A 26,549-nucleotide genomic window follows, 5' to 3' on the forward strand; every position below is an offset into this window, starting at 1 on the left:
GTCACAGATCGCCCGCCAGGATCCGGGCGAGCGAGGCCTGGGGCCGCTCCTCGCTGGCCCGGTGGAAGAGGTCCGCGTACGCCTTGTCACCGATCGCCGCGCGGGCCCGCCGCTCGCACTCCTCGCGTACCGCGCGCAGCTCCGGAGTGCCGCGCTGCGGATGCCCCACGGTCCGCCAGAGGGCCTGGCCGCTTCCGTAGACGCGGGCGGCGGCCGCGCCGTGGCCCTGGGCCGCCACCGCGGCCGCGAGCAGGTCCAGGCCGAGCGCGATACCGAACTTGTCGCCGATGCCCGCTTTGGCCGCGAGCATCGACCGGGCGTGGTCCGCCGATTCCACCGGCCGGCCCTGGAACAGCGAGATCAGCGAGAGCTGGTAGTCGATATAGGACCGGGTCCAGTATTCGCCGCGCTGCACACACCCGCGGCGCAGTGCGCTCGCGGTGGCACGGGCCTCGGTGAGCTTGCCCAGGCCGGTCAGCGCGAAGAGCTGTACGAGATGGCAGCGCAGCCGTCCGGGAGAGTCGAAGGGGGTGCACGCCGCGGGGCCGAGCACCTGTTCCGCGACGGTGTGCGCGGACATCGGGCGGCCCGCCATCAGATGGGTGAGGCCGGTGAGATAGCCCGCCTGGAGCTGCGCCTCCGCATCGTCACCCGCCCGTGCCGCGCGTGCGCATTCCAGGCCCAGGTCGTCGGCCAGGGTCAGATCGCCCTGCAGCAGTACGGCCACGCCGAGCGCCCACAGCGCCCGGGTGCGTCCCGGGCCCGGGCCCTGGTGGGCGGCCAGGGCCCGGGCCACATAGTCCCGGGCCTCGTGGAGATGGCCGCAGCAGCTCCAGAAGAAGCCGACCGAGGCGCTGAGATCCTGGGCCCGTACCGGGTCGGTGGCCAGGAGGTGGTCCAGTGCGGTGCACAGGTCGACATGGGCCTCGGCGACCCTGCCGTACCAGCCGACCTGTTCGGGGCCCAGCCAGCCCCGCTCGGCGCGGCGGCCGAAGGAGGCGAAGTGCGCGGCGTGCCGGTCCGCCAGCGTCGTGGTCTCGTCCAGTTCGGCCAGCCACATCCGGCCGTACTCCCGCAGCGTGTCGAGCATGCGGTAGCGCGGGCCCTCGCGGATGAGCACGGACTTGGCGGCCAGCGCGTCCAGTGTGGTGCGCACCTCCGATGCGGTGAGCGGTCCGCCGGCACACACGGCGCGCGCGGACTCCTCGTCGAAGGTGCCACGGAAGACGGACAGCCGGGCCCACAGCAGCCGTTCCAGCGGTGCGCACAGTTCATGGCTCCAGCCGATGGCGCAGCGCAGCGTCCGGTGCCGTGGCAGCCGTACCGGCCCGTCGCCGTCGAGGGTGTCGAAGCGGGAGGTGAGCCGCTCGGCGATCCGCTCGACGGAGCTGTTCGCCAGCTGGGCGCCCGCCAGTTCCAGGGCCAGCGGGATGCCTTCGAGGCGGCGGCAGATGACGGCGGCGGCCGTCGCCTGCGGTGGCGCGGTGAGCCGCAGGCCGGGGACCGCGGCCGTGGCGCGTGCGGTGAACAGGGCCAGTGCGTCGTTGTCGCCCGTGCAGGGCAGCGGGCCGATCTCGGTGGTCCATTCGCCGACGAGGTCCAGCGGCTGTCTGCTGGTGACCAGCACGGTCACCCCGGGGGCGGCGGTCAGCAGGTCTCCGAGCAGGTCACGGCAGGCGTCGACGAGGTGTTCGCAGGAGTCCAGCACCAGCAGCAGCCGTTTGCGGGCGAGTCCTTCGCACAGCACCGCCACCGGCGTCCGCGCCGTGTGGTCGGCCAGCCCGACGGCGTCGCAGACGCTGGCGACCAGCCGCCCCGCGCCGTGCAGGGGCCACAGGTCCGCCCAGCAGACCCCGTCGGGAAACCGCGCCGCCGCCGCGCGTGCGGCCCGCATCGCGATCCGGGTCTTGCCCACACCGCCGGGGCCGGTCAGCGTGATCAGCCGGTGCTCCGTCAACTCGTCGTCGATCCGGCGCAGTTCGGCCCGCCGGCCGATGAAACTGGTCGGCTCCTCGGGAATGTTGCTCGCCACCGGCCCAGTTTGCCCCAGCCGCGGCGCCGGCCGGAGTCCGGTACGGCGGGCCGGGGCGCGAGGTTGACGGCCGCCGGCCGGGCGGTCGTCGTCAGGGCGTGACGACGGGGAAGGTGGGATGCGGCGTACGGACCAGGCTCAGCAGCTGGTCCAGTGCCCCGGTCTCGCCGTGTGGTACGGCGTCGCCGGGACCGCGGCCGGCCAGCAGGCCGAGCAGCTGGGGCTTGGTGAGGGTGAGCGTGAGGTCCGGGGTGCGTCCGCCGGACGGTGTGGGGGCGCCGGGTGAGCTGAGGTGGGTGAGGGCTCCGTGGGAGAGCGTCAGCTGCCAGGTCCGGTCCTCTTGGGGGAGGTAGAGGTCGAGAGTGAGCGCGGTGGACCAGGCCCGGGGGCCGTCGATGCGGATGGCGAGCGAGTCGATGAGCTGGTCGACGGTCAGGGCCAGGGCGATCTCGGGGTCGGCGGTGTCCGGCCGGGCCTCGGCCAGGGTGCCGCGCAGCTCCATGGCGCCGGTGAGGTAGACGTTCCGCCAGGTGCCGTTCTCGCAGCCGTGGCCCAGCCGTTCGTACACGAGGGCCAGTTCGCGCCGGGCGCGGAGGTTGTGAGGGTCCGCGAAGACCGCATGGTTGAGCAGCGTGGCCGCGAATCGCAGATCGCCGTCGGCTGCGTACCGTTTGCCCGCGTCCACCGTGGCCTCGACGCCGCCCATGGTCTCGACATAGCGTCTGGACTGCTCGGCCGGCGGGTGCTCCCACAGGTGGGCGGGGTTGCCGTCGAACCAGCCCAGGTAGCGCTGGTAGATCGCCTTGACGTTGTGGCCGATCGAGCCGTAGTAGCCGTGGAGGGACAGGTCCTGCTCCAGGGCCGGCGGCAGCCGGAGCTCCTCGGCGATTTCGGCGCCGTTGAGCCCCTCGTTGAGCAGCCGCAGCGTCTGGTCGTGCAGATAGGCGTACAGGTCACGCTGGTGGGACAGCAGGGTCTTGACGCGGTCCTTGCCCCAGGTGGGCCAGTGGTGGGAGGCGAAGACGACCTCCGCCTCGTCGCCGAAGAGGGCGAGCGCCTCACCCAGGTAGCGGGACCAGGCCCGGGCGTCACGGACGGCGCCGCCCCGCAGCGGCAGGACGGTGTGCAGGGTGTGGGTGGCGTTCTCGGCCAGGCAGAGCGCCTCGTGCGCCGGGAGGCAGAAGTTCATCTCGGCGGGTGCCTCGGTGCCCGGGGTGAGCTGGAAGACGATGCGTACGCCGTCGACGATCTCCTCCTGGCCGGTGCGGGTGATGTCCACGGTCGGCGGGATCAGCGTCATGGTGCCGGTGGAGCGGGTGGTGCCCAGGCCGCAGCCGATCTGGCCGTCCGGCCCCTTGGGGAGCTGCGTTCCGTACATGTAGACGGAGCGCCGGGTCAGGGCGTTACCCGCGTAGATGTCCTCGCGGACCGCGTGCCGGAGGAAACCGGCCGGGGCGAGGACCGGGACGGGGTGGTGGTCGTGCGGCAGGACGCCCCGTCCGCCACCGAAGTGCTCTGCGTGCGAGTGGGTGTAGATCAGGCCGGTGACCGGCCGGTCACCGCGGTACTTGCGGTAGAGCTCCAGGGCCGCGGCGGCGGTCTCGGCGGAGACCAGGGGGTCGATGACGATGACCCCGTGGTCGCCCTCGACCAGCGTCATGTTGGACAGGTCCAGGCCGCGGGCCTGGTAGATGCCCTCGGTGACCTCGTACAGGCCCTGCCGGCTCACCAGCCGGCCCTGCCGCCACAGGCTCTCTTTCGCGGTCTCGGGGCAGTTTCCGGCCAGGAACCCGTAGGCCTCGGCGTCCCAGATCACCCGGCCGTCGTCCGCGGTGACCTGGGGCGGGTCGAGCGCGGCGATGAAGCCACGGTCGGCGTCGGCGAAGTCCTGGTGGTCATCCACGGGTGCAGCGGTCACGGAACGCTCCCTCTCCGGGGCGGCGGGCCGCAGTCGGCGGGCCCATGCAACCGATTTAACCGAATTTGCGCGGTTATCGCATGCGTGCAGGCGTCTCCCGGCAGGGCACAGGGGCCGCCCGCCCCGGCACACCCGGCGGCGCGACCGCCGGCCCGGCACCGCATCCCGTACACGCGACCGCCGACCGGCCCGCCCCCATGGAGGGCAAGCGGTCGGCGGCTTTCGCCTGCCCTCGGGGAGGGCGCGTCACGTACCGCGGCGGCTCTTCGACGCTGCGGCGACACACATGGCACCCAGCAGGAACGTCAGGGCACCGATGACGACGTTGTTCCAGATGACACCGGCGTCCGGGCCGCTGCCGACGATCCAGGGCGAGATGATCATCCATACGCCGATCGCGCACATCGCACCGCTCAGGCCGTACATCCGCTCAGGAGTCACGGTGAAGCCGACCGCCAGGAGGGCGATCGCGATACCGAGGATGAGGTTGTGCGTCACGAGCGCCGGCTGTGCGGCGGTGAAGTGGAGGATCCACGGTGAGACGGCGCAGTACAGACCGACCAGCAACACCGGCCCGTCGACGAGTACCACGTCACGCCCACCGAGCACCCGCTCGTACCGAGCCTGCATCTCAGAAGCATCGGGGTGACCTGCGAGATCTCCCCTGTGGTGTGAGACGTCGGCCATGCGACTCGCCTCCTTCGCTCGCAGTCTGGCCGTTCCGCGTGGCATGGAGCCTCGCACCCTTATTCTGCGCTTATGTCGCCTTTATGTGTAGATGAAGTGGCACGTCAATTTTGCCGGGCAGCGGCCGCACCGCCGTCACCTGCGGTCCGGCGCCCGCCCCAGGCCCAGATTCCAGCGCCCGCCGCGGCCGCTCAGCTCGGTCACGGTCAGCGGCGGCACATCCAGCCGCCAGAACGCCTCCACGGGAACCCCGAGCGCGCAGACCGCCGCCGCGCGGACGACATCCGGCTCGACCACGGCCAGCACCCGGCCCGAATCCAGGGCCATCCGCGCCAGCCAGGCCTCGATCCGGTCGCAGAGCTGCCGCAGCGACTCCCCGCCGTGTCCCACGAAGTCCGGGTCCGAGAGCCAGGCGGACACCGCGAGCGGTTCGGCGTCGGCGACCTCCGCCAGGGCGCGGCCGCGCCAGCCGCCCATCGCACAGCCCGCCAGCTCCTGCGCGGGACGGACGGGCAGTCCGAGTTCCCCGGCCGTGCTCCGGCACCGGACGGAGGGCGAGACAAAGGTCCGGGAGGCGGCCGGAAGCATTCCGGCCACCTCCCGGACGCGGCGCAGCCCGGCCTCGCCCAGCGGGCCGTCGTCGTCGAAGCGCACCTCGCGCTGGGCGTCGCCCGCGGCCGGTGAGACCAACATCACCCGAGTTGTCATGCCCTCTTCTCTCACTGTTCACCGGCACCGACAACGCCGTACCCGGGCAACGGAGTTGTCCGGCCCGCGCGCCTTACCCTGCACCACTCCGCCCCCTACGCGGCCTTGGCCCGGGGGCAGGTTCGCGGTACCTTCCCGATGATATTGACGACGACATGACGGAAGCCGGTGGGATCCCGGCGCGGTCGCGCCACTGTATGTCCGGTTTTTACCAGCCCAGCAGGGCCGGAACCGGGCGAGCCAGACCCGGCATGTCGTTGCGCACTCCCACGACCAGGGACGCGAGTTCCCCGCACAGGAGGTTCCGCCATGGCTCAGACCATCGCACCCCCGGCCACCGGCGCCGTCACCCCGGCCCCGCTCCCCCTCAAGGCCATTGCCCCTTGGGCGCTGTTCTTCGGCGTCCTGATGCTCGTTCTGCTGTACTTCATCGGCGCGGAGCAGGGCGCCACCTCCGTGCTCTCCGGCACGGAGGTCCACGAGTGGGTCCACGACGGGCGCCACCTCCTCGGCTTCCCCTGCCACTGATCGGACTGCACCTCCATGAACTCCGTCACCATCAGAAACCTCCTGGTGCGCGGGATGCTCGCCGGTCTGGCCGCCGGCGTCCTGGCCCTCGTCGTCGCCTATCTGCTGGGCGAACCGCAGGTGGACGCCGCCATCGCGTTCGAGGAAGCACACAGCCACGAACACGAGATGGAGGTCGTCAGCCGCGGTGTGCAGGCCACGGCGGGCCTGGCCACCGGCGTGCTCGTCTACGGCGTGGCGCTGGGCGGCATCGCCGCACTGGCCTTCTGCTTCGCCCTCGGGCGGATCGGCCGGTTCGGCGCCCGCGCCACGGCCGCGCTGCTCTCCGGAGCGGCGCTGCTGGCCGTCTACCTCGTACCGTTCCTGAAGTACCCGGCCAATCCGCCGTCCGTCGGTGACCCCGACACGATCGGCAAACGCACGGCCCTGTACTTCCTGATGATGCTGCTCGGCATCCTGCTGGCCGTCGCCGCGACGATCCTCGGCCGGCGGCTGGCTCCGAAGCTGGGCAACTGGTACGCAGCGGTCGCGGCCGTCGCCGCGTTCGTGGTCGCCATCGGCCTCGCCTATGCGTTCCTGCCGGCCATCAACGAAGTGCCGCACGGCTTCTCGGCCACGCTGCTCTGGCAGTTCCGGCTGTCGGCGATCGCCATCCAACTGGTGCTGTGGACCGCCTTCGGGCTGGTCTTCGGCCATCTCGCCGAGCGGGTCGTCCCGACCCGGTCCCAGGCCACCGCGGCCGAGGCGGCACCCGCCGCCTCCTGATCCGGCGGCCACCGAGGGAGGGCTCGCGACGTCCGGCGTCGCGAGCCCTCCCTCGTCGTATGGGGGCCGCCCTCGCGGCTTGTCCTGCCGTGTCAGGCAGGACGGGGATGCCGTGTCAGGACAGGCCGGGGATGCCGTGTCAGGACAGGCCGGGGATGCCGTCCAGATGCGGCAGATCGTGGTCGAGACGCTCCCGTTTGGCACGGAGGTAGCGGATGTTCTCCGCACGGGGTGTCATCAGCAGCGGGACCTGTTCGGCGACGGCGATGCCGTACCGCAGCAGCGCCTCGCGCTTGCGCGGATTGTTCGACAGCAGCCGCACGGACCGGACGCCCAGATCCAGCAGCATCTCCGCCGCGACACCGTAATCACGGGCATCGACGGGCAGCCCGAGCGCGATGTTCGCCTCGACCGTGTCCAGCCCGCCCTCCTGCAGCTTCATCGCCCGGAGCTTGGCCAGCAGGCCGATCCCCCGGCCCTCATGGCCCTGGAGATAGACGAGAATCCCGCGCCCGTCCGCCACGATCGCCCGCAGCGCGGCGTCCAATTGATCGCCGCATTCACAGTGGCTGGAGGAGAAGACATCGCCGGTGAGGCATTCCGAATGCACCCGGGTCAGCACCGGCCCTCCCCCGACATCGCCGTGGACCAGGGCTACTTGCTCGATCCCGCTACGGCGGTCCAGATAGCCCACGGCGAGAAATTCACCATAGGTGGTGGGAAGCCTGACCGTCACCACCTGTTCCACATCGGGTTTGCGGCCGAGGGCATCATCGATTGCGACACGGAGGTCGGGGCGGGCATCGTCGTCGGCGTCCATCATGGCGCGATCGTACCCGCGGCGGGAATGGATCGCCGGTAGTCACTCAGAACACAACAAGTATGCTGCGACAACCATGACTCGGTGAGTCAGCGACGAAAGGCCGCAGCACACGATGACCGCTTCGGGACACCCGACTTCGGCGCCCGGCCTGTTGCCGGCGGACACCACACAGGACGTACGGGCACGTCAGCCGACGATGGCCGTGCTGCCCATCGGCAGCTTCGAACAACATGGCGCCTTCCTGCCGTTGACCACCGATACCGTCATCGCCTGCACCATCGCCCGGGAGGTGGCCGCCGGCCGTCCGGTCCAGCTGCTGCCGCCGTTGACCGTGTCCTGTTCACAGGAACATGCCGCCTGGCCCGGGACGGTGAGCATTTCGGCGCGTACCCTGCATGCGGTTGTCACGGACATCGCTGATTCGCTCCGCAAGTCCGGTATCGGCACGTTGATTCTCGTCAACGGGCACGGTGGAAATTACGTGCTGCGCAATGTCGTTCAGGAATCCGCGGAGAGCGGCATGCGGATGGCGCTCTTCCCTGGATCGGCCGACTGGGACGCCGCGCGCACCCGGGCCGGGGTGCAGACGTCCGGGCACACCGATATGCATGCCGGAGAGGCCGAGACGTCCATTCTGCTGTATGCCCATCCCGAATTGGTCAAGGAAGGCTACGAATCGGCGGATTGCGTCGCCGATGACCGGAAGCACCTGCTGACGCTCGGCATGCCGGCGTATACCGAATCCGGGGTCATCGGGCGCCCGTCGCTGGCTTCAGCCCGGAAGGGGCAGGAATTGCTGGCCGGCCTGGTCGAGGCATTCGACGAATATGCCGCGCTGTTCGGCGCAGGAACGGAAGACCATGACTGAGGTGCTCGACGTGGCGGCCGCCTGGGAGCAACTGCGGACGATCCGTACCGCGGAAGCGGCGCGGGCCGCCGGATGGGTGACGGACGGGGACGGCGGGCCGCGCCGGGACCGGCCCGCCGCCCCCGGGGCGGTGGAGCTCGCCGCGCGCTATCTGCCGCTGTGCCTGGCCGGGCCCCGGGTCGCGTTCGCGCAGCTCGGGCAGAGCCTGGACGGCTTCATCGCGACCCGGACCGGCGACGCCGACTATGTCACCGGCCCGGAGGACCGCTGTCATCTGCACCGGCTGCGCGCGCTGGCCGATGCGGTGGTGGTCGGGGCCGGCACCGCGGTGGCGGACGATCCGCGGCTGACCGTGCGTGCCTGTACCGGGGACAATCCGGTGCGGGTGGTGCTCGATCCGCGGGGGCGGGTGCCGCTGCACAGCGGGGTGTTCACCGACGGCGCCGCGCCGACGCTGTGGGTGGTGGGTCCGGAGGTCACCGCCGTGCCCCGCGGCACCGGCGTCGAGGTGCTGGTCCTGCCGGACACGGACGCGTTCACTCCCCGGCGACTGCTGTCGGCGCTGGCGCGGCGCGGTCTGGGCCGGGTGCTGATCGAGGGTGGCGGTGTCACCGTCTCGCGGTTCCTGCAGGAGCGGGCGCTGCACCGGCTGTATGTCACCGTCGCGCCGGTCCTGCTCGGCGACGGCGTCCCCGGTCTGCGGTTTCCCGGTACCCCGGTGATGCGGGAGGCGCTACGCCCGCCGCTGCGACGCGCCCTGCTCGGCGAGGACACGCTCTTCGAACTCGAACTGCGGGCGTTCGGTACGCCGTCCGGCGGACCGGCGGACGAGCAGCACCCCGGCGCCCGGGAGGCTCGCGACGAAGGCGAGCACGCCGTAGATCACGGCGGTGGTGAGTCCCTGCGCCGCGCCTAGCCCGGCGGCGCCGAAGGCCCAGGCGGCGACGCCCTCCCGCGGGCCCCAGCCGCCGACGTTCAGCGGCAGTGCCATCGCGAGCAGCGCCAGTACCACGAGCGGCACCAGTTCGGCGCTCGGCGCGGTGGCTCCCGCGACCCGGGCGGCCAGCACGAACATCCCGAGGTAGCCCGCCAGGACCGCCACGGAGGAGAGCAGGACACCGGGCCAGACACCGCGGGCGAGCAGGCCCTGGCGCGCTTCGGTCAGCACGGTGCGCAGGGCGCTCTCGGCGCGCGAGGCTCCCCGGCGGTGGCGCAGCAGACCGGCGACCGCCACCAGCAGCACGCCCACCGCGGCCGCGGTCAGTGCGACAGCGGGCGAGGTGAGGAAGCGGGTGACCGGCGCCAGTACGGGCGAGGGCCGGGCGAGCAGCACCACCGCCCCGGCGACCAGCAGCACGACCTGGCCGGCGGTGCGTTCCAGGACCACCGCCCGCACACCCCGGCCGAGGTCACCGGAGTGCCGGCCGTGGCGTACGGCGCGGTGCACATCGCCCAGGACGCCGCCGGGCAGCGCCGCGTTCAGGAACAGCGACCGGTAGTAGTCCGCGACGGCCCCGCCCAGCGACAGCCGCAGACCGAGGCCGCGGGCCACCAGACACCACCGCCAGGCGCTGAACACCGTGGTGAGCAGACCGATGGCGAGGGCGGCCAGCAGCGTGGCGGCGTCGATCCTGCGCAGTCCGTCCAGGAAGGCGTCGGATCCCAGATGCCAGACCAGCGCCACCAGGATGCCCAGTCCCGCGAGCAGCCTGAACCACGCCGCCCAGCGGGAGCGGTTCATCCGGCACTCCCGGCGGAGGGCGGTCCGGGCAGCGCCAGCAGATCCGTGTGGTGCACCGCGACGGACAGGTCCCCCGCCGCGCACTCCTCCAGCCGCCGGCCCAGATAGGCCACCGCCTCAGGGGCCAGCTCCGGCCGCTGGGCGTGCGCCGCACCGACCCAGCCGCGCAGCCACTCCGCGGTCAGCGCGGATTCCGCACAGCCCAGCCGCCAGGGGCTGGACCGCACCAGCACGGTCGCGCCACGTCGTTCGAACGCCGCGACCGCCGCCTCGACCGCGTCCGGCCCGAGCAGGGCGCGGCCCTGGTCCGTGCGCCGCTGATGGTCGTTGAAGGCCTCGGTGATCTCGGCGTCGAGCGGATCGGAGGGCGTCAGCTCGACCCGTCCGGCGACGGAGAGCGCCAGCAGCACCGGGGAGCCCGCGTCCACACAGGCCTCGGCGAGCGCCTCCACCTCCTCGCGGGTGAGCAGATCGAGCAGTGCGGAGGCGGTCACCAGCGAGGTGCCGGCGAGGTCGTCGGCGGTGAGGGCGGCCAGGTCGCCGCGCCGGGTCGTGGCGTCAACGGGCGTGCCGTCGGCTGCCGTTACGGGCAACCGCGCACCGGCGTGCGCGAGCAGCAGCGGGTCGAGGTCGTGCAGGACCCAGTGCTGGGGGCCGGGGAGCCGGACGGCGAGCCAGCGTCCCATCGAGCCGGTGCCACAACCGAGATCGCGGATCACCAGACCGCCGGTGCTCCCGGGCGGGCCGGCGGGCGCCGGCCGCGCGGACAGCCACTCCAGCAGTGGATGCAGCAGCTCGGGTGCGCGGGCGGCGGCATCGGCGCGCTCGCGCAACTCCAGCCACCTCGGGGCGAACCGGGGCCTGTCGGACGCGTTCACCGTATGCTCCGGATCTCGTCCCGAAGCGTTTCCAGCGCTCCGGCCAGACTGTGCGACGTCATCTCCCACCCCTCCAGCATGGCACGCCGTCCGCGTGCCGCGGTCTTCAGCCGATCACGCAGGTGCGGATCGCCCAGCCAGTCACGCAGCGCCCCGGCAACGGCCTCGGGCCGGCCGGCCGGTACGAGGAGACCGGGCACACTGCCGTCGGGGGCCCGCCCGACCGCTTCCGGTACGCCGTCAACCTCCGTCGCCAGCACCGGGATCCCGCGGGCCAGCGCCTCGGTGACGACCATGCCGTAGGTCTCCGCGTACGAGGTGAGCACCAGCAGGTCGGCCGCGGCATAGCGGGCATCCAGGTCCGCGCCCGCCCGTGGCCCGGTCAGGACGATCCGGTCGTCGAGGCCGGACTCCGTGACGCGGCGCCGCAGTTGGGCGACGTAGCCGGGGTTCCGGTCGAGCCCGCCGACGCAGGCGCAGCTCCAGGGCAGCTCGGTGACGGTGGCGAGGGCCTCCACCAGGAGGTGCTGCCCCTTGCGCGGGGTGACCGCGGCGACGCACAGCAGACCGGTGACGCCGTCGGTGCCCGGTGCGAGGGGCGCGGCATCGGCTCCCGGCCTGGCGACATGTACCCGCTCCGGCGCCAGACCGTGGTGGGCGACGAGCCTGCGGGCCGCCCACTCGCTGGTGGCCACGACGGCCCCCACGGCGCGCAGGGTGCGGCGTTCGAGGGCGTCCAGCTCCGCCGCAAGGGCGGGGTCGAGCCCGGTCTCGTCGGCCAGCGGCAGATGGACCAGTACGGCCAGCCGCAGCCGTCCCGCCTCGGGTTCTAGGATCTCGGGGACGCCGCAGGCGACCAGGCCGTCAAGGAGGACCACCGCGCCGTCCGGCAGCGCCGCCAGGTACCGCACGAGCCCCGCGCGGGCGGCGGCGTCCGGCCGCGGCCGGCTTCCGGGCGCCGCGTACGGGCGCACCTGCCAGCCGGCCGCCGGGAGGTCGCGGCACACCCGGCGGTCGTAGGTGTTGCCGCCGCTGGGGACCGCCGGATCGTCGACGTCACCGGGGAGGACGACATGCACCACACGCTCCGCCGCCGCGGTGGCGCCGGTAGGGGTCACAGGGTGCGCTCGTACGTCGCCCAGGCGATATGCGACTCGTGCAGGGTGACCGACAGCCCCGCCAGTTCGCGGGCGCCCGCACCGAACTTGCCCGCCTCGATGCGGTCGGCGAGCCGGTCGGCGATGACCTTGGCCAGGGCCTCCGTCGAGGTGTTGATGCCGGTGAAGGCGGGCTCGTCGTCGAGGTTGCGGTAGTTCAGCTCACCGATCACGGCGCCGAGTTCCTGGGTGGCCAGGCCGATGTCGACCACGATGTTGTCGGCGTCGAGCTCCGCACGGCGGAAGGTGGCGTCCACGATGAAGGTCGCGCCGTGCAGACGCTGCGCGGGTCCGAAGACCGCGCCACGGAAGCTGTGGGCGACCATGAGGTGATCGCGGACGGTGATGCTGAACAAGGCCGTTCCTCCGGTGTGATGTCGGTCTCAGTGAGGTGTTCGTCGGGGAGCGAATTCCGGGTGGTTTCCCGGTGGTTGTCAGCCGGCCGCCGGCCCGTACCGGATGCGGTGGCACAGCGCCGGGAGATCGCCGGAGGCGAGCCGGGGCAGCACCCGCGGCAGGTCCTCGAAGGCCGACTCGCCGGTGATCAGCGCATCGAAGGCGGGGTCGACGAGCAGATCGAGGGCGACGGCGAGCCGGTCGGCAAAGGTACGGCGGGGGCGGGCCGGGGAAACGGTGCCCACCTGGCTGCTGCGGACGACCAGCCGGCGGGAGTGGAAGGCCTCCCCCAGCGGCAGGCTGACCTGCCGGTCTCCGTACCAGCTCAGCTCGATCACGGTGCCTTCCGGGGCGAGCAGTTCGAGCGAGCGGGCCAGGCCCTGCTCGGTGGCGCTGGCGTGCACGACCAGGTCACAGTCGCCCAGCGCCTCCGCGGGCAGGGCGAAGTCCACCCCCAGTGCGCGGGCGGTGGCGGCGCGCGCGGGGTCGGCGTCGACCAACTGCACCCGGACCCCGGGGAAGCGGGCCAGGACCGCGGCGACGCTGCAGCCGACCATGCCCGCGCCGACCACCGCGATCCGGTCGCCGACCAGCGGCGCGGCATCCCACAGGGCGTTCACCGCGGTCTCCACCGTGCCCGCCAGCACGGCCCGCGCGGCGGGGACGGTGTCCGGTACCGGGGTGACGGCACTCGCCGGGACGACGAAGTGTGTCTGGTGCGGATACAGGCAGAAGACCGTACGGCCCAGCAGGTCGTGCGGGCCTTCCTCGACGACGCCTACATTGAGGTAGCCGTACTTGACCGGTGCCGGGAAGTCGCCTTCCTGGAACGGCGCCCGCATCACGGCGTGCTGGCTCTCGGGGACGCCGCCACGGAAGACCAGGGTCTCCGTTCCACGGCTCACTCCGGAGCAGACCGTGCGCACCAGGACCTCACCGGCGGCGGGCTCCGGAAGGGCTACCGTCCGGATCTCGCCCTGACCTGGAGCGCTTAGCCAAAAGGCACAAGCAGCACGCGGCATCGGGATCCTCCTGGACGCTACGGCGATGGTTCATCGATGCTGGAGATCATGAGGACGCCGTCACCCTACGCGGCGCCCTTCGACTCCGCTACACATCCCGGGAGGCAGGGTGGCCGTACAAGAGCTCTACGACACAAGGCCGTTCGGACCGGACATTACGGCCGGTATGGGCATGCAACTGCTGGTTCTGGAAGTCCTGTGCCGGGTGGACGGCCTGGGCACCGTGGGGTGGTTCACGGGCTGTCTCTTCGCCGTGGTCACCTGGGCCGTGCTCACCGTCGCGCTGCGCCGGACGTGGACCACGTCGTTCGGACCGGCCAACCGCGTCACACTGGCCCGCACCATTCTCGTCGGCGGGGTGACCGCGCTGGTCGCGGACTCCTTCGCCCGGCGGACACCGGTCACCGTGCTGATCGTGTTCGCCGCCGTGGCGCTGGTCCTGGACGCGGTCGACGGCCAGGTGGCCCGGCGCACCGGAACGGCGACGCCGCTGGGGGCGCGCTTCGACATGGAGGTCGATGCCTTCTTGATCCTGGTGCTCTGTGTCCACGTCGCGATCCCGTTGGGCGCCTGGGTCCTGGCCATCGGCCTGATGCGGTACGCCTTCGTCGCGGCGTCCTGGGTGCTGCCGTGGCTGCGCGGCGCACTGCCGCCCAGCATGGCCCGCAAGACCGTGGCGGCGCTGCAGGGCGTCGTGCTGGTCGTGGCCGGTACGGGGATCCTGCCGCGGGCCACGGCGGTCACGGCGGTGGCCGTGGCGCTGGGGCTCCTGGTGTGGTCCTTCGGACGCGATGTCGTGTGGTTGTGGCGGACCAGAGCGGGCGAGGCGTCCGCGGTGGGCATCGGCGCCCCTCTTCTCACCGGCCTCCGTGTCACGTCCCGGCGTGCCGGCCCAGATAGATGACCAGCACCAGGAAGACCAGCAGCAGATGGGTCACGAGGATGGAGAGCAGCACCTGCCGCCACGGGCTGCGCCGTGGAGCCCGGTGGGTGAGCAGTACCGCACCGGGCAGCCGGGCCAGCTGTGTCCCGGGGCGCACCGCGGTCGCACCGGCCCGCCGGACGCCGCAGCGCGGCGAGGCGCGGTGGCGGGCGGCGCTCTCCGGGCACGCACGGCCGTGTCCGCGAGCGGTGCGCAGTGGCCCTCGTCCGGGGGGACGTCCCCGGCAGGGCCGTACGGTCCCCGGCCCGAGGGGCGTGGGTATGCAGGTACGGGAGCGGACCGCCCGCCATGGCGGCGGCCCCTTACGCCGTGGTGATCCGGGCATCCGCTTCACCCTTTTCCGCTGGTGAACGGGCGGACCTTCGCCGGGCGGCCACCGTCCTCGGGACGACGTGCCAGAACCAGAAGGGGTCGAAGGCGGTGAAGGACGAGCGGGCGGAGGGGGCGGATCACGAGACCGCCCCCACCCCGCCGGGCGTCGGCAGTGCGCCGGCCTCGGACTGCCGCAGCTCGGTGAGGAGCGCATGCTGTCCGGCGAGCACTTCGGTGAGAACCCGGCGGGCGGCGCGCAACAGCTCCGCGACCTCGCCTCCGGCCAGCTCGTAGACGACGGTGGAGCCACTGCGGGTGGCCGTCACCAGGCCCGAGCGGCGAAGCACGGCAAGTTGCTGGGAGAGCGCGGACGGCTCCACCTCGATCGCGGAGAGCAGCCCCCGCACCGGCATCGGCCCGCCCTGGAGCAGTTCCAGCACCCGGATACGGACCGGATGACCCAGCATCCGGAAGAAGTCGGCCTTGGCCTGACAGAGCGGAACCCAGGCGCCGTTCATGCCCGCACCCCGGTCCCGGGCCCGGACCGCGCCACGCGCACCCGTATCCGTATCCGTATCCGTGCCGATTCGGCGAAACCGCCCACGCATATCCTCCGCGTTCAGGCCGACCGGCCATCGCGTCATCTGTTGAATTGCGGAATTCTGCAACTGTAGACGACCGGGTCGGGCAACTTGAATGGGTGTACCGGACGAACCGGGGACGCGCAGGGCGCGGACACCCGGCGCCGCCCGCCGCCGACACCACCCGTCCCCGACGCCACCCGTCCCCGCTGCCGCCGGCCCGCCGGTTCCTGCCGTCCGCACCGGTGGCCGCGGTGCCGAACTCTCCGTGAACTCAGCTCCGGACAGGAGCAGTTACTGCACGGGGCCGGCAGGGGCCATCGCCACCGGCGCGTCCGGGGCGCCACCGGCTGTGCGGCCGAACCGCGGGCGCCGCCCCGTCCCGTGTGGTGCCGCTGGACAGCCCCCCGCCCCCCCAACCGCACAGTGGCGCCCATGACTTCACCGGTACGTCACACCACGATCGACTGCACCGACGCCTACCGTCCGGCGGGCTTCTGGGCGCAGGTACTGGACGGAACGCCGGCCGGGGACGATCTGCCGGGCGATCCGGAGGCCACGGTCACGGCCACGGGTGGCACCCTGCTCTTCGTCACGGTGCCCGATGCCAAGGCCGGGAAGAACCGGGTGCATCTGGACCTGCAGCCACAGGACCGGAGCCGGGACGAGGAGGTCCAGCGGCTGCTGGCGCTCGGCGCGACCCTGGTGGCCGACCACCGGCGGGCCGACGGGACCGGGTGGGTGACGCCGGCCGATATCGAGGGCAACGAGTTCTGTGTGGAGCGCAGCGCGGCCGAGCGGGCGGGCTGATCCCGGTGGTCCTCGGCCGACGCCCGTTCGGCGCCGCCTCCCCGGGGCCGTTGGGGTGATCAAACGCGCCGACGGCCCTGAGCGGGTGTCGTCGGCCGGGCCTGGCGCGTTGGTCTTCCGTGACCCTTTCCCTCGCCCGTCCATGGTTTCTGCCGACCAGCCTCGCGGCCTTCCTGACCGAGGCGGGGCCGGACGGGTCGGCTGACGACCCGTCGGACATCCGGCCCGACGCCCGGCCCGGCACGCCGTCCGATACCCGGTCAGGCGATGGTGCCCCAGCCGATTGCCCACCGTCCGCCGAGGCGCCCGATGCTACCGGCGAGGACCGGGAGAAACCCGCTGACCGGCCCTGATCGGCCATCCGGTGCGGCGCCGGGCAGCGGACTTGACGGCGTGTCGAAAGCTGGCCGCTGCACGCACCGTCATCATCGGGTCACCACATGTGGCGAGCGGAAGTGATCGCCCATAGCTTCGCTTCATGGCTCTACGACAGATGAAATACATGGGCTGCGTCGCCGCGATGCTGGTCGGCGGACTGGGCGCGGCATCGCCGAGCGACGCAACGGAACGACTCGTCGTCCACCCAGGTCAGTCGATCCAACGGGCGGTGGACAGAGCGAAGCCGGGTGAGACCGTCATCATCCGGCCCGGCCTCTACCGGGAGAGCGTGGTCATCCGCAAGTCGCGGCTGCGCCTCGTCGGCGCGGGCCCCAAGACGGTGATCGCCCCGATCGGCAAGCGGGCCGGGAACATGTGCGCGAAGGCCGGCAACGGCATCTGCGTCATCGGCGCGGCGGGCAGGCCGCTGCGGGACGTCAGCATCCGTTCGCTGACCGTCAAGGGCTTCAAGAAGAACGGCCTCTGGGCCTCCGGCACCGACCGGCTGGCCGTGCGCCACGTGTTCGCACGGAACAACGGCGTGTGGGGCATCGCCCAGGAGAAGTCCGTCCGCGGGCTGTTCCGCGACAACGTCGTCACCGGCAACGGCGACTCGGGAATCTTCCTGGCCAACACGGTCAAGGAGGAGGGCGGGGCCACCGACACCCGGGGGGCCGCGGTCACCGAGAACTACCTCGCGAGGAACCGGATCGGCATCACGGTACGCCGCGTCAGAAACCTGGTGGTCGCCCACAACACCATCACCAGGAACTGCGCCGGCGTCTTCGTCGTCGGCGACGAGTCCCGCCCCCGGGCGGGAGCGCTGGCGGTCCGGAACAACACCATCGTCAAGAACAACAAGTACTGCCCCGCCACCCCCCGCCTGCCGTTCCTCCAGGGGTCCGGCATCGTCCTCACCGGCGCCGAGAAGACGCTGGTGCGGCGGAATCTGGTCCGCGACAACGTCGGCAAGTCCCCGCTCTCCGGCGGCATCGTGCTCTTCCACAGCTTCGTGAAGGCGACCAACGAACGCAACCTCATCATCGACAACCTCGTGCTGCACAACAAGCCGGTGGACCTCGCCGACCGCGACCCCAAGGGCAAGGGAAACCGGTTCGTCGACAACATCTGCCGGACCTCGCAGCCGGCCGGTCTGTGCCGACGGCAAGAGGTGCACGAGGCGCAGCCCTCTTCAATCGGAGAATAGAGGCGGAATGACCACCGTAAGCCCCACCCCCCAGCCGGCCATGCGGCTCAGGGAGCTCGTCTTCGGAGCCGCCTGTGCGGCGGCCGTACGGGCGGCGGCGCAACTCCGCGTCGCCGACGCACTGGGCGACCGGCCCACCACGGCGGAGGAACTGGCCGCCGCGGTCAAGACCGAGCCGCGGCCGCTGGAACGGCTGCTGCGCACCCTGTCGTGCTACGGGATCTTCGAGGAGACCGACGACGGGAAGTACCTCCACACGGACATGTCCCGGCTGCTGCGGGAGGACTCCCCGGACAGCCTGCGGTACATCTCGCTGTGGTGCACGGAGCCGTGGACCTGGGCGGCCTGGCCGAAGCTCGACGATGCGGTGCGCTCCGGCCGCAGCGTCTTCGACGACCTGTACGGCAAGGGGTTCTTCCAGTACCTGCACGAGGACGCAGGCGACTCGGCCGAGGTCTTCAACCGTGCGATGACCACCTCCAGCAAGCAGTCGGCGCAGGACATCGCGGATCTGCTCGATCTGACCGGTGCCTCGTCGGTGGCGGACATCGGCGGCGGCCAGGGGCATGTGCTCGCCGGCCTGCTGGAGAAGTACCCCGCTCTCGAAGGCACGCTGCTGGATCTGCCCAGCGTGGTGGCGCACCCGGACCCGCGGCTGCGCGACGGCGGCCCGCTCGCCTCGCGGGTACGGGTCGTGCCCGGGGACTGCCGCGAGGACATCCCGGTCCAGGCCGATGTCTACATCATCAAGAACATCCTGGAATGGGACGACGAGAGCACCCGCCGCACGCTGCACAACGTCGTCAAGGCCGCCCGGCCCGGTGCCCGCGTCGTGATCATCGAGAATCTCGTCGACGACAGCCCCTCGATGAAGTTCACCACCGCCATGGACCTGCTGCTGCTGCTCAACGTCGGCGGTGCCAAGCACACCAAGGCGAGCCTGGTCAGCCGCATGGCGGAGGCCGGCCTGAAGGTCGGCGAGATCCTGGTCGTCAATCCGTATCTGCACGCGTTCGAGTGCACCGTCCCCGAATGAGCATGACCCGGCACGGCAGGCCGCCCGGTGAGGAGACTGCTCCTCACCGGGCGGCCTTGCCCGTGTCCGGGACGGCGCGGGAACCGGGGGATCGCCTCGGCTCCGCGTACGCGTCAGCGGCTGCCGTCGCGCTGCCAGCTGTAGAACGGCTGGGCCATCGCGTCCTTGGGGCTTCGCCAGGTCTCCGGGTCGTACGCGCTGACGAAGGCGGACAGCTTGTCGCTGACGGCGCGGAACTCGGGGTGTTCCGTCACCTTGGCGATCTCGGGGCCGGGCGGCCGGTCGGATTCGATGAGGTGCAGATACACGTCACCGAACTGGAAGAGGGTCCGCCGCGAGACGCCGACCAGATGCGGCAGTTCCGTACGGTCGGAGGCCTGGAAGACCTCGGCGATGTCCGGAGCCGAATCGGGCGCCATACGGGCGACGATCAGAGCGTGATGCATCGGGAAGATCCCTTCATTGCCGCCGGGTGGCGGTCCGCACGCGGCCTGGCGGGCCGTCAGCTGACGGTGGTGGACCGGAGTTCGCGGTCCCGCTGCTCGATGCGGTCGCGGATGAGCTCCAGCTGGATCCGGGAGTTGCGGTTGATGAGCTCGGTCATGCCCTTGTCGTCGACCGGGGCATCGGGCTTCATGGCGAAGTCCTGGGTCCAGTGCATGGAGGTGCCGCCCGGGATCTCGGCGTACTTCCAGTGGATGTCCATGTGCGCGAACGGGCCGGTCTCGACGCGGCGGGCGCGCACGGTGCGGCTGTGGCGGTCGATGACGCGCTCGGAGACCCAGCTCCAGACCGTGCCGTTGTCGTCCGGGTGCATCGTCAGCCGGAAGGTGGTCTTGTCGCCCTCCCTGGACAGCACCTCGACCGAGGCGTACTCGCTGAACAGCTGCGGCCAGTTCTCGATGTCGTTGGTGAGGTCCCAGACGAGGTCGAGCGGCGCCGCGATGGTGATGTCGTTCTCGGTGTGGCCGGACATGTCAGGCTCCTGTCGTAGACACGTTGTCTTGCACGGTGTGGGCGGTGGGGACGGTGTTGACCAGGGCGAGGAAGTCGCGCGGCGTCTTGCAGCGCTCCGCGTCGGTCGGCATCGGCCGGCCCTGCCGGTTCTCCAGCTCACCGACGATGCCGAGGAGGCCGAGCGAGTCCAGGCCGAATTCGGTGAAGGTCGCGTCGGGCCGGTTCGCCAGCTCCTTCGGGTCGACGGTGAGTCCGGCGGCAGACTTCATCAGCGCGGCCAGCTCATTGAGCGTCAGTTGAGCGTTCATGTGCGGTTCTCCTTCTCACGAGGGGGACGGGGAGCCTTTGCGCAGCACCATTGCCGCGTTCGAGCCCATCAGCCCCCGGCTCAGCACCAGCGCCGTCCGCAACTCGGCAGGGCGGGCCCGGCCGGTCACCACGTCAAGGTCGTGGCAGACATCGACGACGTTGGGGGTGGGCGGCACGACGCCCTGTTCCATGGAGAGCACCGCGGCCGCGGTGTCCAGGACAGGGGCGCCGCAGTACGCCCGCCCGGTGCCGGTCTTGGGTGCGGTCACCGGGACCTGCGAGGCGTGCCGGCCCAGGGCGTCCGCGATCGCCAGCGCCTCGGCCCGGTCGGCCGCAGGAACGCCGAGCGCATCCGCGAACACCACATCGATCTCCTCCGGGGCGCACCGCGCATCCGCCAGTGCGCCGCGGATCGCATGCGCGAGCCCGTCCCGGGACTCCTCCCACCGGGAGGCTCCGGTGAAGGTCGCGGCGTGCCCGGCCAGTACGGCCCGGACGCTCGCCCCACGGGTCACGGCCGCCGCCTCTTCCTCGACGATCAGCATCGCGCCGCCCTCGGCGGGAACGAATCCGCATGCGCCGCCGGTGAACGGGCGGTAGGCGCGGGCTGGATCGTCGAGCTTGCTCAGGTCGTCGTAGCCGAGCTGGCAGACGACCGAGTAGGGGGCCAGAGGTGCCTCGGCGGCACCCACGACGACGGCATCGGTGCCGCGCCGGATGGTGCGGCCGGCATGCGCCAGGGCGTCCAGACCGCCCGCCTCGTCGCTGGCCACGACTCCGCACGGCCCCTTGAAGCCACCGCGGATGGAGATCTGTCCGGTGCTCGCCGCGTAGAACCAGGCGATCGACTGGTACGGGCCGACGTGGCGGGAGCCCTGGCCCCAGAGCCGTTGCAGCTCCCGCTGGCCGAACTCGCCGCCGCCGGATCCGGCGGCCGTGACGACTCCCACCGCGAACGGTGAGTCGTTGTAGTCGGCACGGCCGAGCCGGGCGTCGTCCAGCGCGAGGTTGGCCGCCGCCATGGCGAAGTGGGTGAACCGGTCGGTCTGGACGAGGTAGCGCTCCTCGATCAGATCCGCCGGGTCAAATCCGCGGACCTCGCCGGCGACCTTGAGCGGAAGGTGCTCACACCCCTCACGGGTGACCCGGTCGAGGACGCTGATGCCCTCCACGGTCGCCTTCCAGAAGGTCTCGGTGCTCACCCCGTTGGGGGCGATGACACCGATGCCGGTGACGACGGAACGACGTGCTCTCGGGGAGCTCATGATGCCCTCCCACCCTGTCGGGTCAGTACCACCGCTGACTGGAATCCACCGAAGCCGCTGCCGACCGAGAGCACCGAACGCAGCGGCAGCTCCCGTGCGGTTTTGGGCACATAGTCGAGGTCGCACTCCGGGTCCGGAGTCTCGTAGTTGGCCGTGGGCGGCACCACTTGATGGGTGAGTGCCAGCACACAGGCCACGATCTCGATCGCACCGATGGCCCCGAGCGAGTGGCCGACCATGGATTTGATGGAACTCATCGGGATCTTGCGGGCGTGTTCGCCGAGCGACCGTTTGACCGCGGCCGTCTCGTGCCGGTCGTTCTGCTGGGTGCCCGAGCCGTGCGCGTTGACGTAGTCGACCTGGGTGGCGTCGATCCTGGCGTCACCCAGTGCCCGGTTGATCGCCTCGGCCATTTCCAGGCCTTCCTGGGTGAGGCCGGTCATGTGGTACGCGTTGCCGAAGGTGGCGTAGCCACGGATCTCGCAGTGGATCGTCGCCCCGCGGGCGCGGGCGTGTTCCAGCTCCTCCAGGACGAGGACGGCGCCGCCCTCCCCCATCACGAATCCGTCGCGGTGGGCGTCGAACGGCTTGGAGGCATGGGCGGGATCGTCGTTGTTCGCGGATGTCGCCTTGATCGCGTCGAAGCAGGCCACGGTGATCGGGGAGATCGGTGAGTCGGATGCGCCGGCGATGCACACATCGACCCGGCCCTCCTCGATGGAGTGGAAGGCGTACCCGATGGCGTCGAGACCGGAGGTGCAGCCCGTCGAAACGGTCTGCACCGGGCCATGGGCCCCGACCCGTTCCGCCACCGCGGAGGCGAGCGAACTGGGTGAGAACGCCCGCTCCAGATGGCGGCCGGCCGGCCGGTGGTCGACATCCCACCGTTCACCGTGGTTGCTGACGGCGACGTAGTCGTGCTCCAGGCGCGTGGTGCCACCGACCGCGGTGCCCAGGGACACCCCGATGCGCCAGGGGTCCTCGGCCTCCGTGTCCAGGCCGGCGCTGCGCAGCGCCTCGTCCGCGGCGACCATCGCGAACTGGATGTACCGGTCGGAGCGGGCCACCTGCTCCTCGCTCAGCCCGTGGGCCGCGGGATCGAAGTCGCACTCGGCGGCGATACGCGAGCGGAACCCCTCCGGGTCGAAGAGGGTGATGCCCCGGGTCGCCGTGCGGCCTGCGGACAGCAGGTCCCAGAAGGCGGGCACCCCCACACCGCCCGGAGCGACGATCCCGACGCCGGTGACCGCCACACGGCGGGTCATGACACCGGCTCCGTGCGTTCCGGTGGTGCGGCCGGCGTGCTCTCTTCCGAGCCCTCGGTATCGACATGGCCGAGCTCCGGGCGCGGGGCCAGCGGGCCCAGGTGGAAGACCATACGGGCCTCCACGTCTCCGACGTTGCGGAAGCGGTGCCGCATGTACGGGGGGATCAGCAGCCCCTGGTCAGGGCGGAGTGGGTGCGGTTCCCCGTCGAGGTCCACTTCCAGCGCGCCTTGGACGACGTACACGAACTCCTCGGAGTAGGGGTGGTAGTGCTCGCCGATGCGCTCGCCGGGCTGCACGAGTGCCATGCCCATGAAGCCGCTCGTGGCGCCCACCGCGCTGGGTGTCAGCATGGCGCGCAGATCACCTCCGCGCCGGCGGTTGGGCTGGGTCTCGCTGAGGTCCACGATGCGTGGGCGGTACGTGGTCATGGCTGCTTCCTCCAGGGGCTGGGGCCGGGGGTGAATGAGGGAGAGACCTGCTGCGGCCGGGCCCGTTCAGGCGCCCGGTGCCCGGCGGTCCGTGATGAGGGCCATGTCGGCGCGCTCCAGGAAATGTGCGAGCTCACGGTCGTTGGACAGACCGCCGGCCACTTCGGTGTCGAGCAGACGGCGCAGCACGGCCGTCTTGCGAGGACCGCGCACGCCGAGCGCCAGCACGGGATCGCTCTCGATCGGGATCCGGAGATCGATGAGGCGGACGACCACGTCGTCACGCTGGAAGATGGTGCTGCCGGCGATCGGGCAGGCCGGATCGTCCGCGGCCAGCTCGTCCTGGCGGGCGAGCATCTGGGCCAGCGTCATGCCGCAGCCTTCCTTGGCGGGGTAGAACAGCGCATGCCGCTTGATGCCGTCGGGCTGCTGTCCGCCCGAGGCGACGTGGTGCACGGCGGGCAGCGCGGCCCGGGTGAAGAACACCCGCGCGGAGTTGGGATCGCTGAGGTCGCGGTCCTGCTCCAGATAGGGGTTGATGGCCTCCTCGACGGCCCGGACCTCGGGCTGCTGGGAGATGTGCCGCAGCGCCGCGACGAGGTCGCCCTGCACCTCGACCGCACGCACGACGCGGTTGCCGTGCATGAAGAGGGAGGTGCGGCGGAGCCGGGTGGTGTCGTCGACCCGGGCCTCGGGGGAGGTGTACCCGGCGAGGATGTCGGCGACCATCGATTCGCTGCCCGGCTTCACGGTGAAGGTCAGCGCGTGCCGGACCACCCCGTCGCCGACGCGGGGGTTGGCCTGCAGACGGCCCTTGGGAGGCTCGGGCGCCAGGCTGGCGATGTTCGAGGTCTCGCGCAGGACGCTGAAGCGCAGCGACCGGGTGTCACGGACACAGCCGTGCAGCGGCTGGACCATCTTGACGTGTTCCTCGCTGTTGACCCAGGCCAGGAACGGCGGTGCGCTCTCCCATTCACTGGTGATGAGCCACTGGGAGGGGTTCTCGATGGACTGGCACAGCTGGTCGGTGATGTGTCCGGGGACGGACGCGACCTGGTTGCGCAGGTGCTCGTAGGCTTCGAGGAAGTCCTGCTGGGCTCCGTCGTGGAGGTCCAGCAGCAGCACGACCCTCAGCCGGGAGCCGTCGAAGGCCGACTGGGATATTCGTTCCGACAGCGTTGTCATCGTCTACGCATCTCCTTCGGGGCCCGATGGCCCCAGTGGTGCGTCGTCAGTTCCGGTGCGATCCGGGTGACTGAGCCGGATGGTGGGGGCGGCCTGCCCGGTGTCGCGGGGGCGTCCCGGATTCGATCGTGGCCGGGACCCACGGGTGGCGCGAGATCTGTGAGCCATGCAGGTGAACCGTGATCGAACAGGCTCCGAGCCGGGCATTCGTGCTCCATCTGCCGTAAGCGTCCCTGGAGCTGGAGCACGCAATGAATCCCACCGTCGAAGACCGGGTGCCGGTACTCGTCGTGGGCGGGTCCCTCGTCGGCCTGTCCGCGTCGCTGTTCCTGGGACGCCTGGGTATCAGACATCTACTGGTCGAGAAGCACTCGGACACCTCCCGCCACCCGCGAGGGCGGGGCAACAACGTCCGCACCATGGAGCTGTTCCGGGTGGCCGGTGCGGAGCAGCGGATCCGCGAGGCCGCGTCGGTCCTGGCCGACAACCACGGGATCCTGCAGGCCCGTTCGCTCACCGGCGACGACCAGGAGTGGCTGTTCAAGGAGATCGACCCGGGTGGCGGGCTGGCCCGTATCAGCCCGTCCGCCTGGTGTCTGTGCAGCCAGAACGACCTGGAGCCGGTGCTGGTGCGCTGTGCCCGCGAGCACGGCGGTGACCTGCGCTTCTCCACCGAGCTGAGCTCCTTCGAGCAGGACGCGCAGGGGGTGCGGGCGACGCTGAAGAACCGGGAGACCGGCGAGCTCACCACCGTGCACGCGGACTACCTGATCGCCGCCGACGGGCCCCGCAGCCCGGTCCGCGAGCGGCTGGGCATCGGCCAGACGGGGCCCGGCGACCTGTTCCACAACGTGAGCATCACCTTCCGCGCGCCGCAGCTCGCCGAGGTCGTGGGCGACCGCCGCTTCATCGCCTGCTACTTGACCAACCCCGACGCCGACGGCGCCCTGCTGCCGGTGGACAACCAGGCGAACTGGGTCTTCCACGCCCCCTGGCACCCCGACACGGGCGAGACCCTGGAGGACTTCACCGACGAGCGGTGCATCGACCACATCCGCCGGGCAACAGGCGTACCGGACATGGCAGTTGAGATCACCGGCAAGGCCCCGTGGCACGCCGCCGAGCGGGTCGCGGAGCGGTACGCGGACGGCCGGGTCTTCCTGGCCGGCGACTCGGCCCACGAGATGTCCCCCACCGGGGCGTTCGGCTCCAACACCGGCATCCAGGACGCCCACAACCTCGCCTGGAAGCTCGCCACCGTGCTCAACGGCTCGGCGGGCCCCGAGCTGCTGGGGACCTACGAGGCGGAGCGGCAGCCGGTGGCGCGGGAGACCAGCGCCCGCGCCTCGGCGCGCTCGGCCGAGCACAGCCACCCGGGGTACGCGCCGGCTCCCGGCGCGGGCGGCGGCCGGCAGCGCGGGGTGCTCACCGTCGCCCTGGGGTACTGCTATCCGCAGGGCGCGGTCGTCGGCGCCGACCCCGGGCTGCCGGTGGTACCCGACCAGATGCGGCTCACGGGCGAGCCGGGCACCCGTGCCCCGCACATGTGGCTGCGGGCCGGCGGCGAGCGGCGCTCGATCCTCGATCTGTACGAGAAGTCCTTCGTCCTGCTGACCGGTACCGACGGCGAGATGTGGCGCACCGCGGCCAAGGGCGCCAACGAGGAGTTCTCCCTCGGGCTGGACTGCTACCTGATCGGCACCGGGCCGAACGACGACCTGGCTCCCGAGGACGGCGCCGACTGGGCCGAGAAGCACGGGACGACGCCCGAGGGCGCGGTGCTGGTGCGCCCCGACGGCTTCGTGGCGTGGCGGGCCGAAGGCCGGGTGGCCGACCCCGAGGCGGCACTGCGGGAGGTCCTCGAAGCGCTGCTGTGCCGGAGCTGACCCACCCGGCCCGCCCCCGCCCCCGCCCCGTTCGAACAGCAGGGGCCGGGTGCGGTGACGCACGAGGCTGTCGATGACGGAGGGGCCGGCGGGACATCCGCCGGCCCCTCCGTCACGCGCGAACGTATCTTCTGCCCGTCACCACCGCAGGGACATCTCGGGACCGCCCCGGCCGCGTCCCGCAACTCGGGGGCCGATTTCCGGTTGAGTCCGGGCATGGACGCCAAGAAGCCCGCCTCACACCCCTTTCAGCGCATCTCCCTTCCCCACCAGCCGCCGGCCCTGCCGCCCCCCGCCCCGCAGGCGCGCCGCCCGGCCGAGGAGCAGACGCCGATCTTCGACCAGCTGCTCAAGGAGTGGCGCTCGGGGGCGATCCGGCCGGTCGTGTCCTGGCCGGTCGACGATCCGGGGAAGATCAGGACGGGAAGCACGGTGGGGACGGATGATGGCCGTCCGTATCC

At 71.6% G+C, this 26,549-nt stretch carries 28 protein-coding genes, 1 pseudogene and 1 riboswitch; of the genes and pseudogenes, 9 read left to right on the forward strand and 20 right to left on the reverse strand.

All coding sequences use genetic code 11. The features are described 5' to 3' along the window. Position 1: 1 nt before the first annotated feature. From ACF088_RS24150 to ACF088_RS24165, 4 genes are all read right to left on the reverse strand, one after another. Complete coding sequence (locus tag ACF088_RS24150) at positions 2–2,032, reverse strand: ATP-binding protein (protein WP_392377853.1); 2,031 nt, start codon at positions 2,030–2,032, stop codon at positions 2–4. Positions 2,033–2,123: 91 nt separating this feature from the next. Then, positions 2,124–3,950 carry an alkyl/aryl-sulfatase gene (locus tag ACF088_RS24155; RefSeq protein WP_392377854.1) on the reverse strand — a complete coding sequence of 609 codons (1,827 nt, stop codon included), beginning with the start codon at positions 3,948–3,950 and terminating at the stop codon, positions 2,124–2,126. Positions 3,951–4,196: 246 nt separating this feature from the next. Further along, positions 4,197–4,637, reverse strand: a complete 441-nt coding sequence (locus ACF088_RS24160; RefSeq protein WP_336050976.1) for an SPW repeat protein — start codon at positions 4,635–4,637, stop codon at positions 4,197–4,199. A gap of 135 nt (positions 4,638–4,772) precedes the next feature. Continuing rightward, entirely contained in the window at positions 4,773–5,345 is a 573-nt protein-coding gene (locus ACF088_RS24165) for a histidine phosphatase family protein (RefSeq protein ID WP_392377855.1), read from the reverse strand. A 160-nt stretch (positions 5,346–5,505) separates the two neighbouring features. Continuing rightward, a riboswitch (cobalamin riboswitch) is annotated at positions 5,506–5,591 on the forward strand. 63 nt (positions 5,592–5,654) lie between these two features. Here ACF088_RS24165 and ACF088_RS24170 point away from each other — a divergent pair. Both ACF088_RS24170 and ACF088_RS24175 read left to right on the forward strand, forming a co-directional pair. Next, entirely contained in the window at positions 5,655–5,873 is a 219-nt protein-coding gene (locus tag ACF088_RS24170) for a CbtB-domain containing protein (protein ID WP_129292739.1), read from the forward strand. A gap of 15 nt (positions 5,874–5,888) precedes the next feature. Next, positions 5,889–6,638, forward strand: coding sequence for a CbtA family protein (locus ACF088_RS24175; RefSeq protein WP_392377856.1), 750 nt, complete (start codon positions 5,889–5,891; stop codon positions 6,636–6,638). A 139-nt stretch (positions 6,639–6,777) separates the two neighbouring features. Here the strand turns inward: ACF088_RS24175 and ribA are convergent, their stop codons facing one another. Continuing rightward, positions 6,778–7,461 carry a GTP cyclohydrolase II gene (gene ribA / locus ACF088_RS24180; protein WP_392377857.1) on the reverse strand — a complete coding sequence of 228 codons (684 nt, stop codon included), beginning with the start codon at positions 7,459–7,461 and terminating at the stop codon, positions 6,778–6,780. Between the two features lie 112 nt (positions 7,462–7,573). Here ribA and ACF088_RS24185 point away from each other — a divergent pair, with 112 nt between their 5' ends. Both ACF088_RS24185 and ACF088_RS24190 read left to right on the forward strand, forming a co-directional pair. Further along, positions 7,574–8,329 (forward strand): creatininase family protein, encoded by a 756-nt coding sequence (locus ACF088_RS24185; RefSeq protein ID WP_392377858.1) that lies wholly within the window; start codon positions 7,574–7,576, stop codon positions 8,327–8,329. Beyond that, positions 8,322–8,960: pseudogene (locus ACF088_RS24190) on the forward strand (RibD family protein); the annotation flags it as partial. The gene ACF088_RS24185 and the pseudogene ACF088_RS24190, both read left to right, overlap by 8 nt. Before the next feature lie 102 nt (positions 8,961–9,062). Here the strand turns inward: ACF088_RS24190 and ACF088_RS24195 are convergent. The 5 genes from ACF088_RS24195 to ACF088_RS24215 form a co-directional block, all read right to left on the reverse strand. Continuing rightward, the gene (locus tag ACF088_RS24195) at positions 9,063–10,070 is read right to left on the reverse strand and encodes a lysylphosphatidylglycerol synthase domain-containing protein (protein WP_392377859.1); all 1,008 of its coding nucleotides are present in this window, start codon (positions 10,068–10,070) and stop codon (positions 9,063–9,065) included. Beyond that, positions 10,067–10,948 (reverse strand): methyltransferase domain-containing protein, encoded by an 882-nt coding sequence (locus ACF088_RS24200; RefSeq protein ID WP_392377860.1) that lies wholly within the window; start codon positions 10,946–10,948, stop codon positions 10,067–10,069. Before ACF088_RS24200 ends, ACF088_RS24195 begins: the two co-directional genes overlap by 4 nt. Further along, a complete protein-coding gene (locus tag ACF088_RS24205; RefSeq protein WP_392377861.1) occupies positions 10,945–12,066 on the reverse strand; it encodes a glycosyltransferase family 4 protein in 1,122 nt (373 codons plus the stop codon). Before ACF088_RS24205 ends, ACF088_RS24200 begins: the two co-directional genes overlap by 4 nt. After that, positions 12,063–12,461 carry a 6-pyruvoyl tetrahydropterin synthase family protein gene (locus ACF088_RS24210; protein WP_392377862.1) on the reverse strand — a complete coding sequence of 133 codons (399 nt, stop codon included), beginning with the start codon at positions 12,459–12,461 and terminating at the stop codon, positions 12,063–12,065. Before ACF088_RS24210 ends, ACF088_RS24205 begins: the two co-directional genes overlap by 4 nt. A gap of 78 nt (positions 12,462–12,539) precedes the next feature. After that, positions 12,540–13,523: a zinc-binding alcohol dehydrogenase gene (locus tag ACF088_RS24215; protein WP_392377863.1), complete on the reverse strand. Its 984-nt coding sequence runs from the start codon at positions 13,521–13,523 to the stop codon at positions 12,540–12,542. Between the two features lie 109 nt (positions 13,524–13,632). On the opposite strand from ACF088_RS24215, the gene ACF088_RS24220 reads away from it, so the two are divergent. After that, on the forward strand, positions 13,633–14,427 hold the full coding sequence (locus tag ACF088_RS24220; RefSeq protein WP_392377864.1) for a CDP-alcohol phosphatidyltransferase family protein: 795 nt from the start codon (positions 13,633–13,635) through the stop codon (positions 14,425–14,427). On the opposite strand, the gene ACF088_RS24225 is transcribed toward ACF088_RS24220, so the two are convergent. Both ACF088_RS24225 and ACF088_RS24230 read right to left on the reverse strand, forming a co-directional pair. Beyond that, the gene (locus tag ACF088_RS24225; protein WP_392377865.1) at positions 14,396–14,563 is read right to left on the reverse strand and encodes a hypothetical protein; all 168 of its coding nucleotides are present in this window, start codon (positions 14,561–14,563) and stop codon (positions 14,396–14,398) included. The two genes, ACF088_RS24220 and ACF088_RS24225, sit on opposite strands and share 32 nt — an antisense overlap. Positions 14,564–14,915: 352 nt before the next feature. Beyond that, positions 14,916–15,296 carry an ArsR/SmtB family transcription factor gene (locus ACF088_RS24230; RefSeq protein ID WP_392377866.1) on the reverse strand — a complete coding sequence of 127 codons (381 nt, stop codon included), beginning with the start codon at positions 15,294–15,296 and terminating at the stop codon, positions 14,916–14,918. A 498-nt stretch (positions 15,297–15,794) separates the two neighbouring features. On the opposite strand from ACF088_RS24230, the gene ACF088_RS24235 reads away from it, so the two are divergent. From ACF088_RS24235 to ACF088_RS24245, 3 genes are all read left to right on the forward strand, one after another. After that, the gene (locus ACF088_RS24235) at positions 15,795–16,169 is read left to right on the forward strand and encodes a VOC family protein (protein WP_392377867.1); all 375 of its coding nucleotides are present in this window, start codon (positions 15,795–15,797) and stop codon (positions 16,167–16,169) included. A 478-nt stretch (positions 16,170–16,647) separates the two neighbouring features. Then, a complete protein-coding gene (locus tag ACF088_RS24240; protein ID WP_392377868.1) occupies positions 16,648–17,754 on the forward strand; it encodes a nitrous oxide reductase family maturation protein NosD in 1,107 nt (368 codons plus the stop codon). 7 nt (positions 17,755–17,761) lie between these two features. Beyond that, positions 17,762–18,790: a methyltransferase gene (locus ACF088_RS24245; protein ID WP_392377869.1), complete on the forward strand. Its 1,029-nt coding sequence runs from the start codon at positions 17,762–17,764 to the stop codon at positions 18,788–18,790. Positions 18,791–18,903: 113 nt separating this feature from the next. Here the strand turns inward: ACF088_RS24245 and ACF088_RS24250 are convergent, their stop codons facing one another. The 7 genes from ACF088_RS24250 to ACF088_RS24280 all read right to left on the reverse strand — a co-directional run bounded on the left by ACF088_RS24250 (position 18,904) and on the right by ACF088_RS24280 (position 24,202). After that, positions 18,904–19,236: a TcmI family type II polyketide cyclase gene (locus ACF088_RS24250; RefSeq protein WP_392377870.1), complete on the reverse strand. Its 333-nt coding sequence runs from the start codon at positions 19,234–19,236 to the stop codon at positions 18,904–18,906. A 56-nt stretch (positions 19,237–19,292) separates the two neighbouring features. After that, positions 19,293–19,766: an SRPBCC family protein gene (locus ACF088_RS24255; RefSeq protein WP_392377871.1), complete on the reverse strand. Its 474-nt coding sequence runs from the start codon at positions 19,764–19,766 to the stop codon at positions 19,293–19,295. Between the two features lies 1 nt (position 19,767). Continuing rightward, on the reverse strand, positions 19,768–20,055 hold the full coding sequence (locus ACF088_RS24260) for an acyl carrier protein (protein ID WP_392377872.1): 288 nt from the start codon (positions 20,053–20,055) through the stop codon (positions 19,768–19,770). 15 nt (positions 20,056–20,070) lie between these two features. Continuing rightward, positions 20,071–21,321, reverse strand: coding sequence for a ketosynthase chain-length factor (locus ACF088_RS24265; RefSeq protein WP_392377873.1), 1,251 nt, complete (start codon positions 21,319–21,321; stop codon positions 20,071–20,073). Then, positions 21,318–22,586, reverse strand: coding sequence for a beta-ketoacyl-[acyl-carrier-protein] synthase family protein (locus ACF088_RS24270; protein WP_392377874.1), 1,269 nt, complete (start codon positions 22,584–22,586; stop codon positions 21,318–21,320). Before ACF088_RS24270 ends, ACF088_RS24265 begins: the two co-directional genes overlap by 4 nt. After that, on the reverse strand, positions 22,583–23,017 hold the full coding sequence (locus tag ACF088_RS24275) for a cupin domain-containing protein (RefSeq protein ID WP_392377875.1): 435 nt from the start codon (positions 23,015–23,017) through the stop codon (positions 22,583–22,585). The genes ACF088_RS24270 and ACF088_RS24275 overlap by 4 nt, the downstream gene beginning before the upstream one ends. A gap of 66 nt (positions 23,018–23,083) precedes the next feature. Then, a complete protein-coding gene (locus tag ACF088_RS24280) occupies positions 23,084–24,202 on the reverse strand; it encodes a SchA/CurD-like domain-containing protein (protein ID WP_392377876.1) in 1,119 nt (372 codons plus the stop codon). Positions 24,203–24,453: 251 nt separating this feature from the next. Here ACF088_RS24280 and ACF088_RS24285 point away from each other — a divergent pair, with 251 nt between their 5' ends. Beyond that, positions 24,454–26,088, forward strand: a complete 1,635-nt coding sequence (locus ACF088_RS24285; RefSeq protein WP_392377877.1) for an FAD-dependent oxidoreductase — start codon at positions 24,454–24,456, stop codon at positions 26,086–26,088. Positions 26,089–26,336: 248 nt separating this feature from the next. Here ACF088_RS24285 and ACF088_RS24290 read toward each other — a convergent pair whose 3' ends face one another. Beyond that, positions 26,337–26,519 (reverse strand): hypothetical protein, encoded by a 183-nt coding sequence (locus ACF088_RS24290; protein ID WP_392377878.1) that lies wholly within the window; start codon positions 26,517–26,519, stop codon positions 26,337–26,339. Positions 26,520–26,549: the final 30 nt, after the last annotated feature.

Source organism: Streptomyces sp. NPDC015125 (genome assembly GCF_043080045.1).
In the GTDB taxonomy this organism is placed as follows: domain Bacteria; phylum Actinomycetota; class Actinomycetes; order Streptomycetales; family Streptomycetaceae; genus Streptomyces.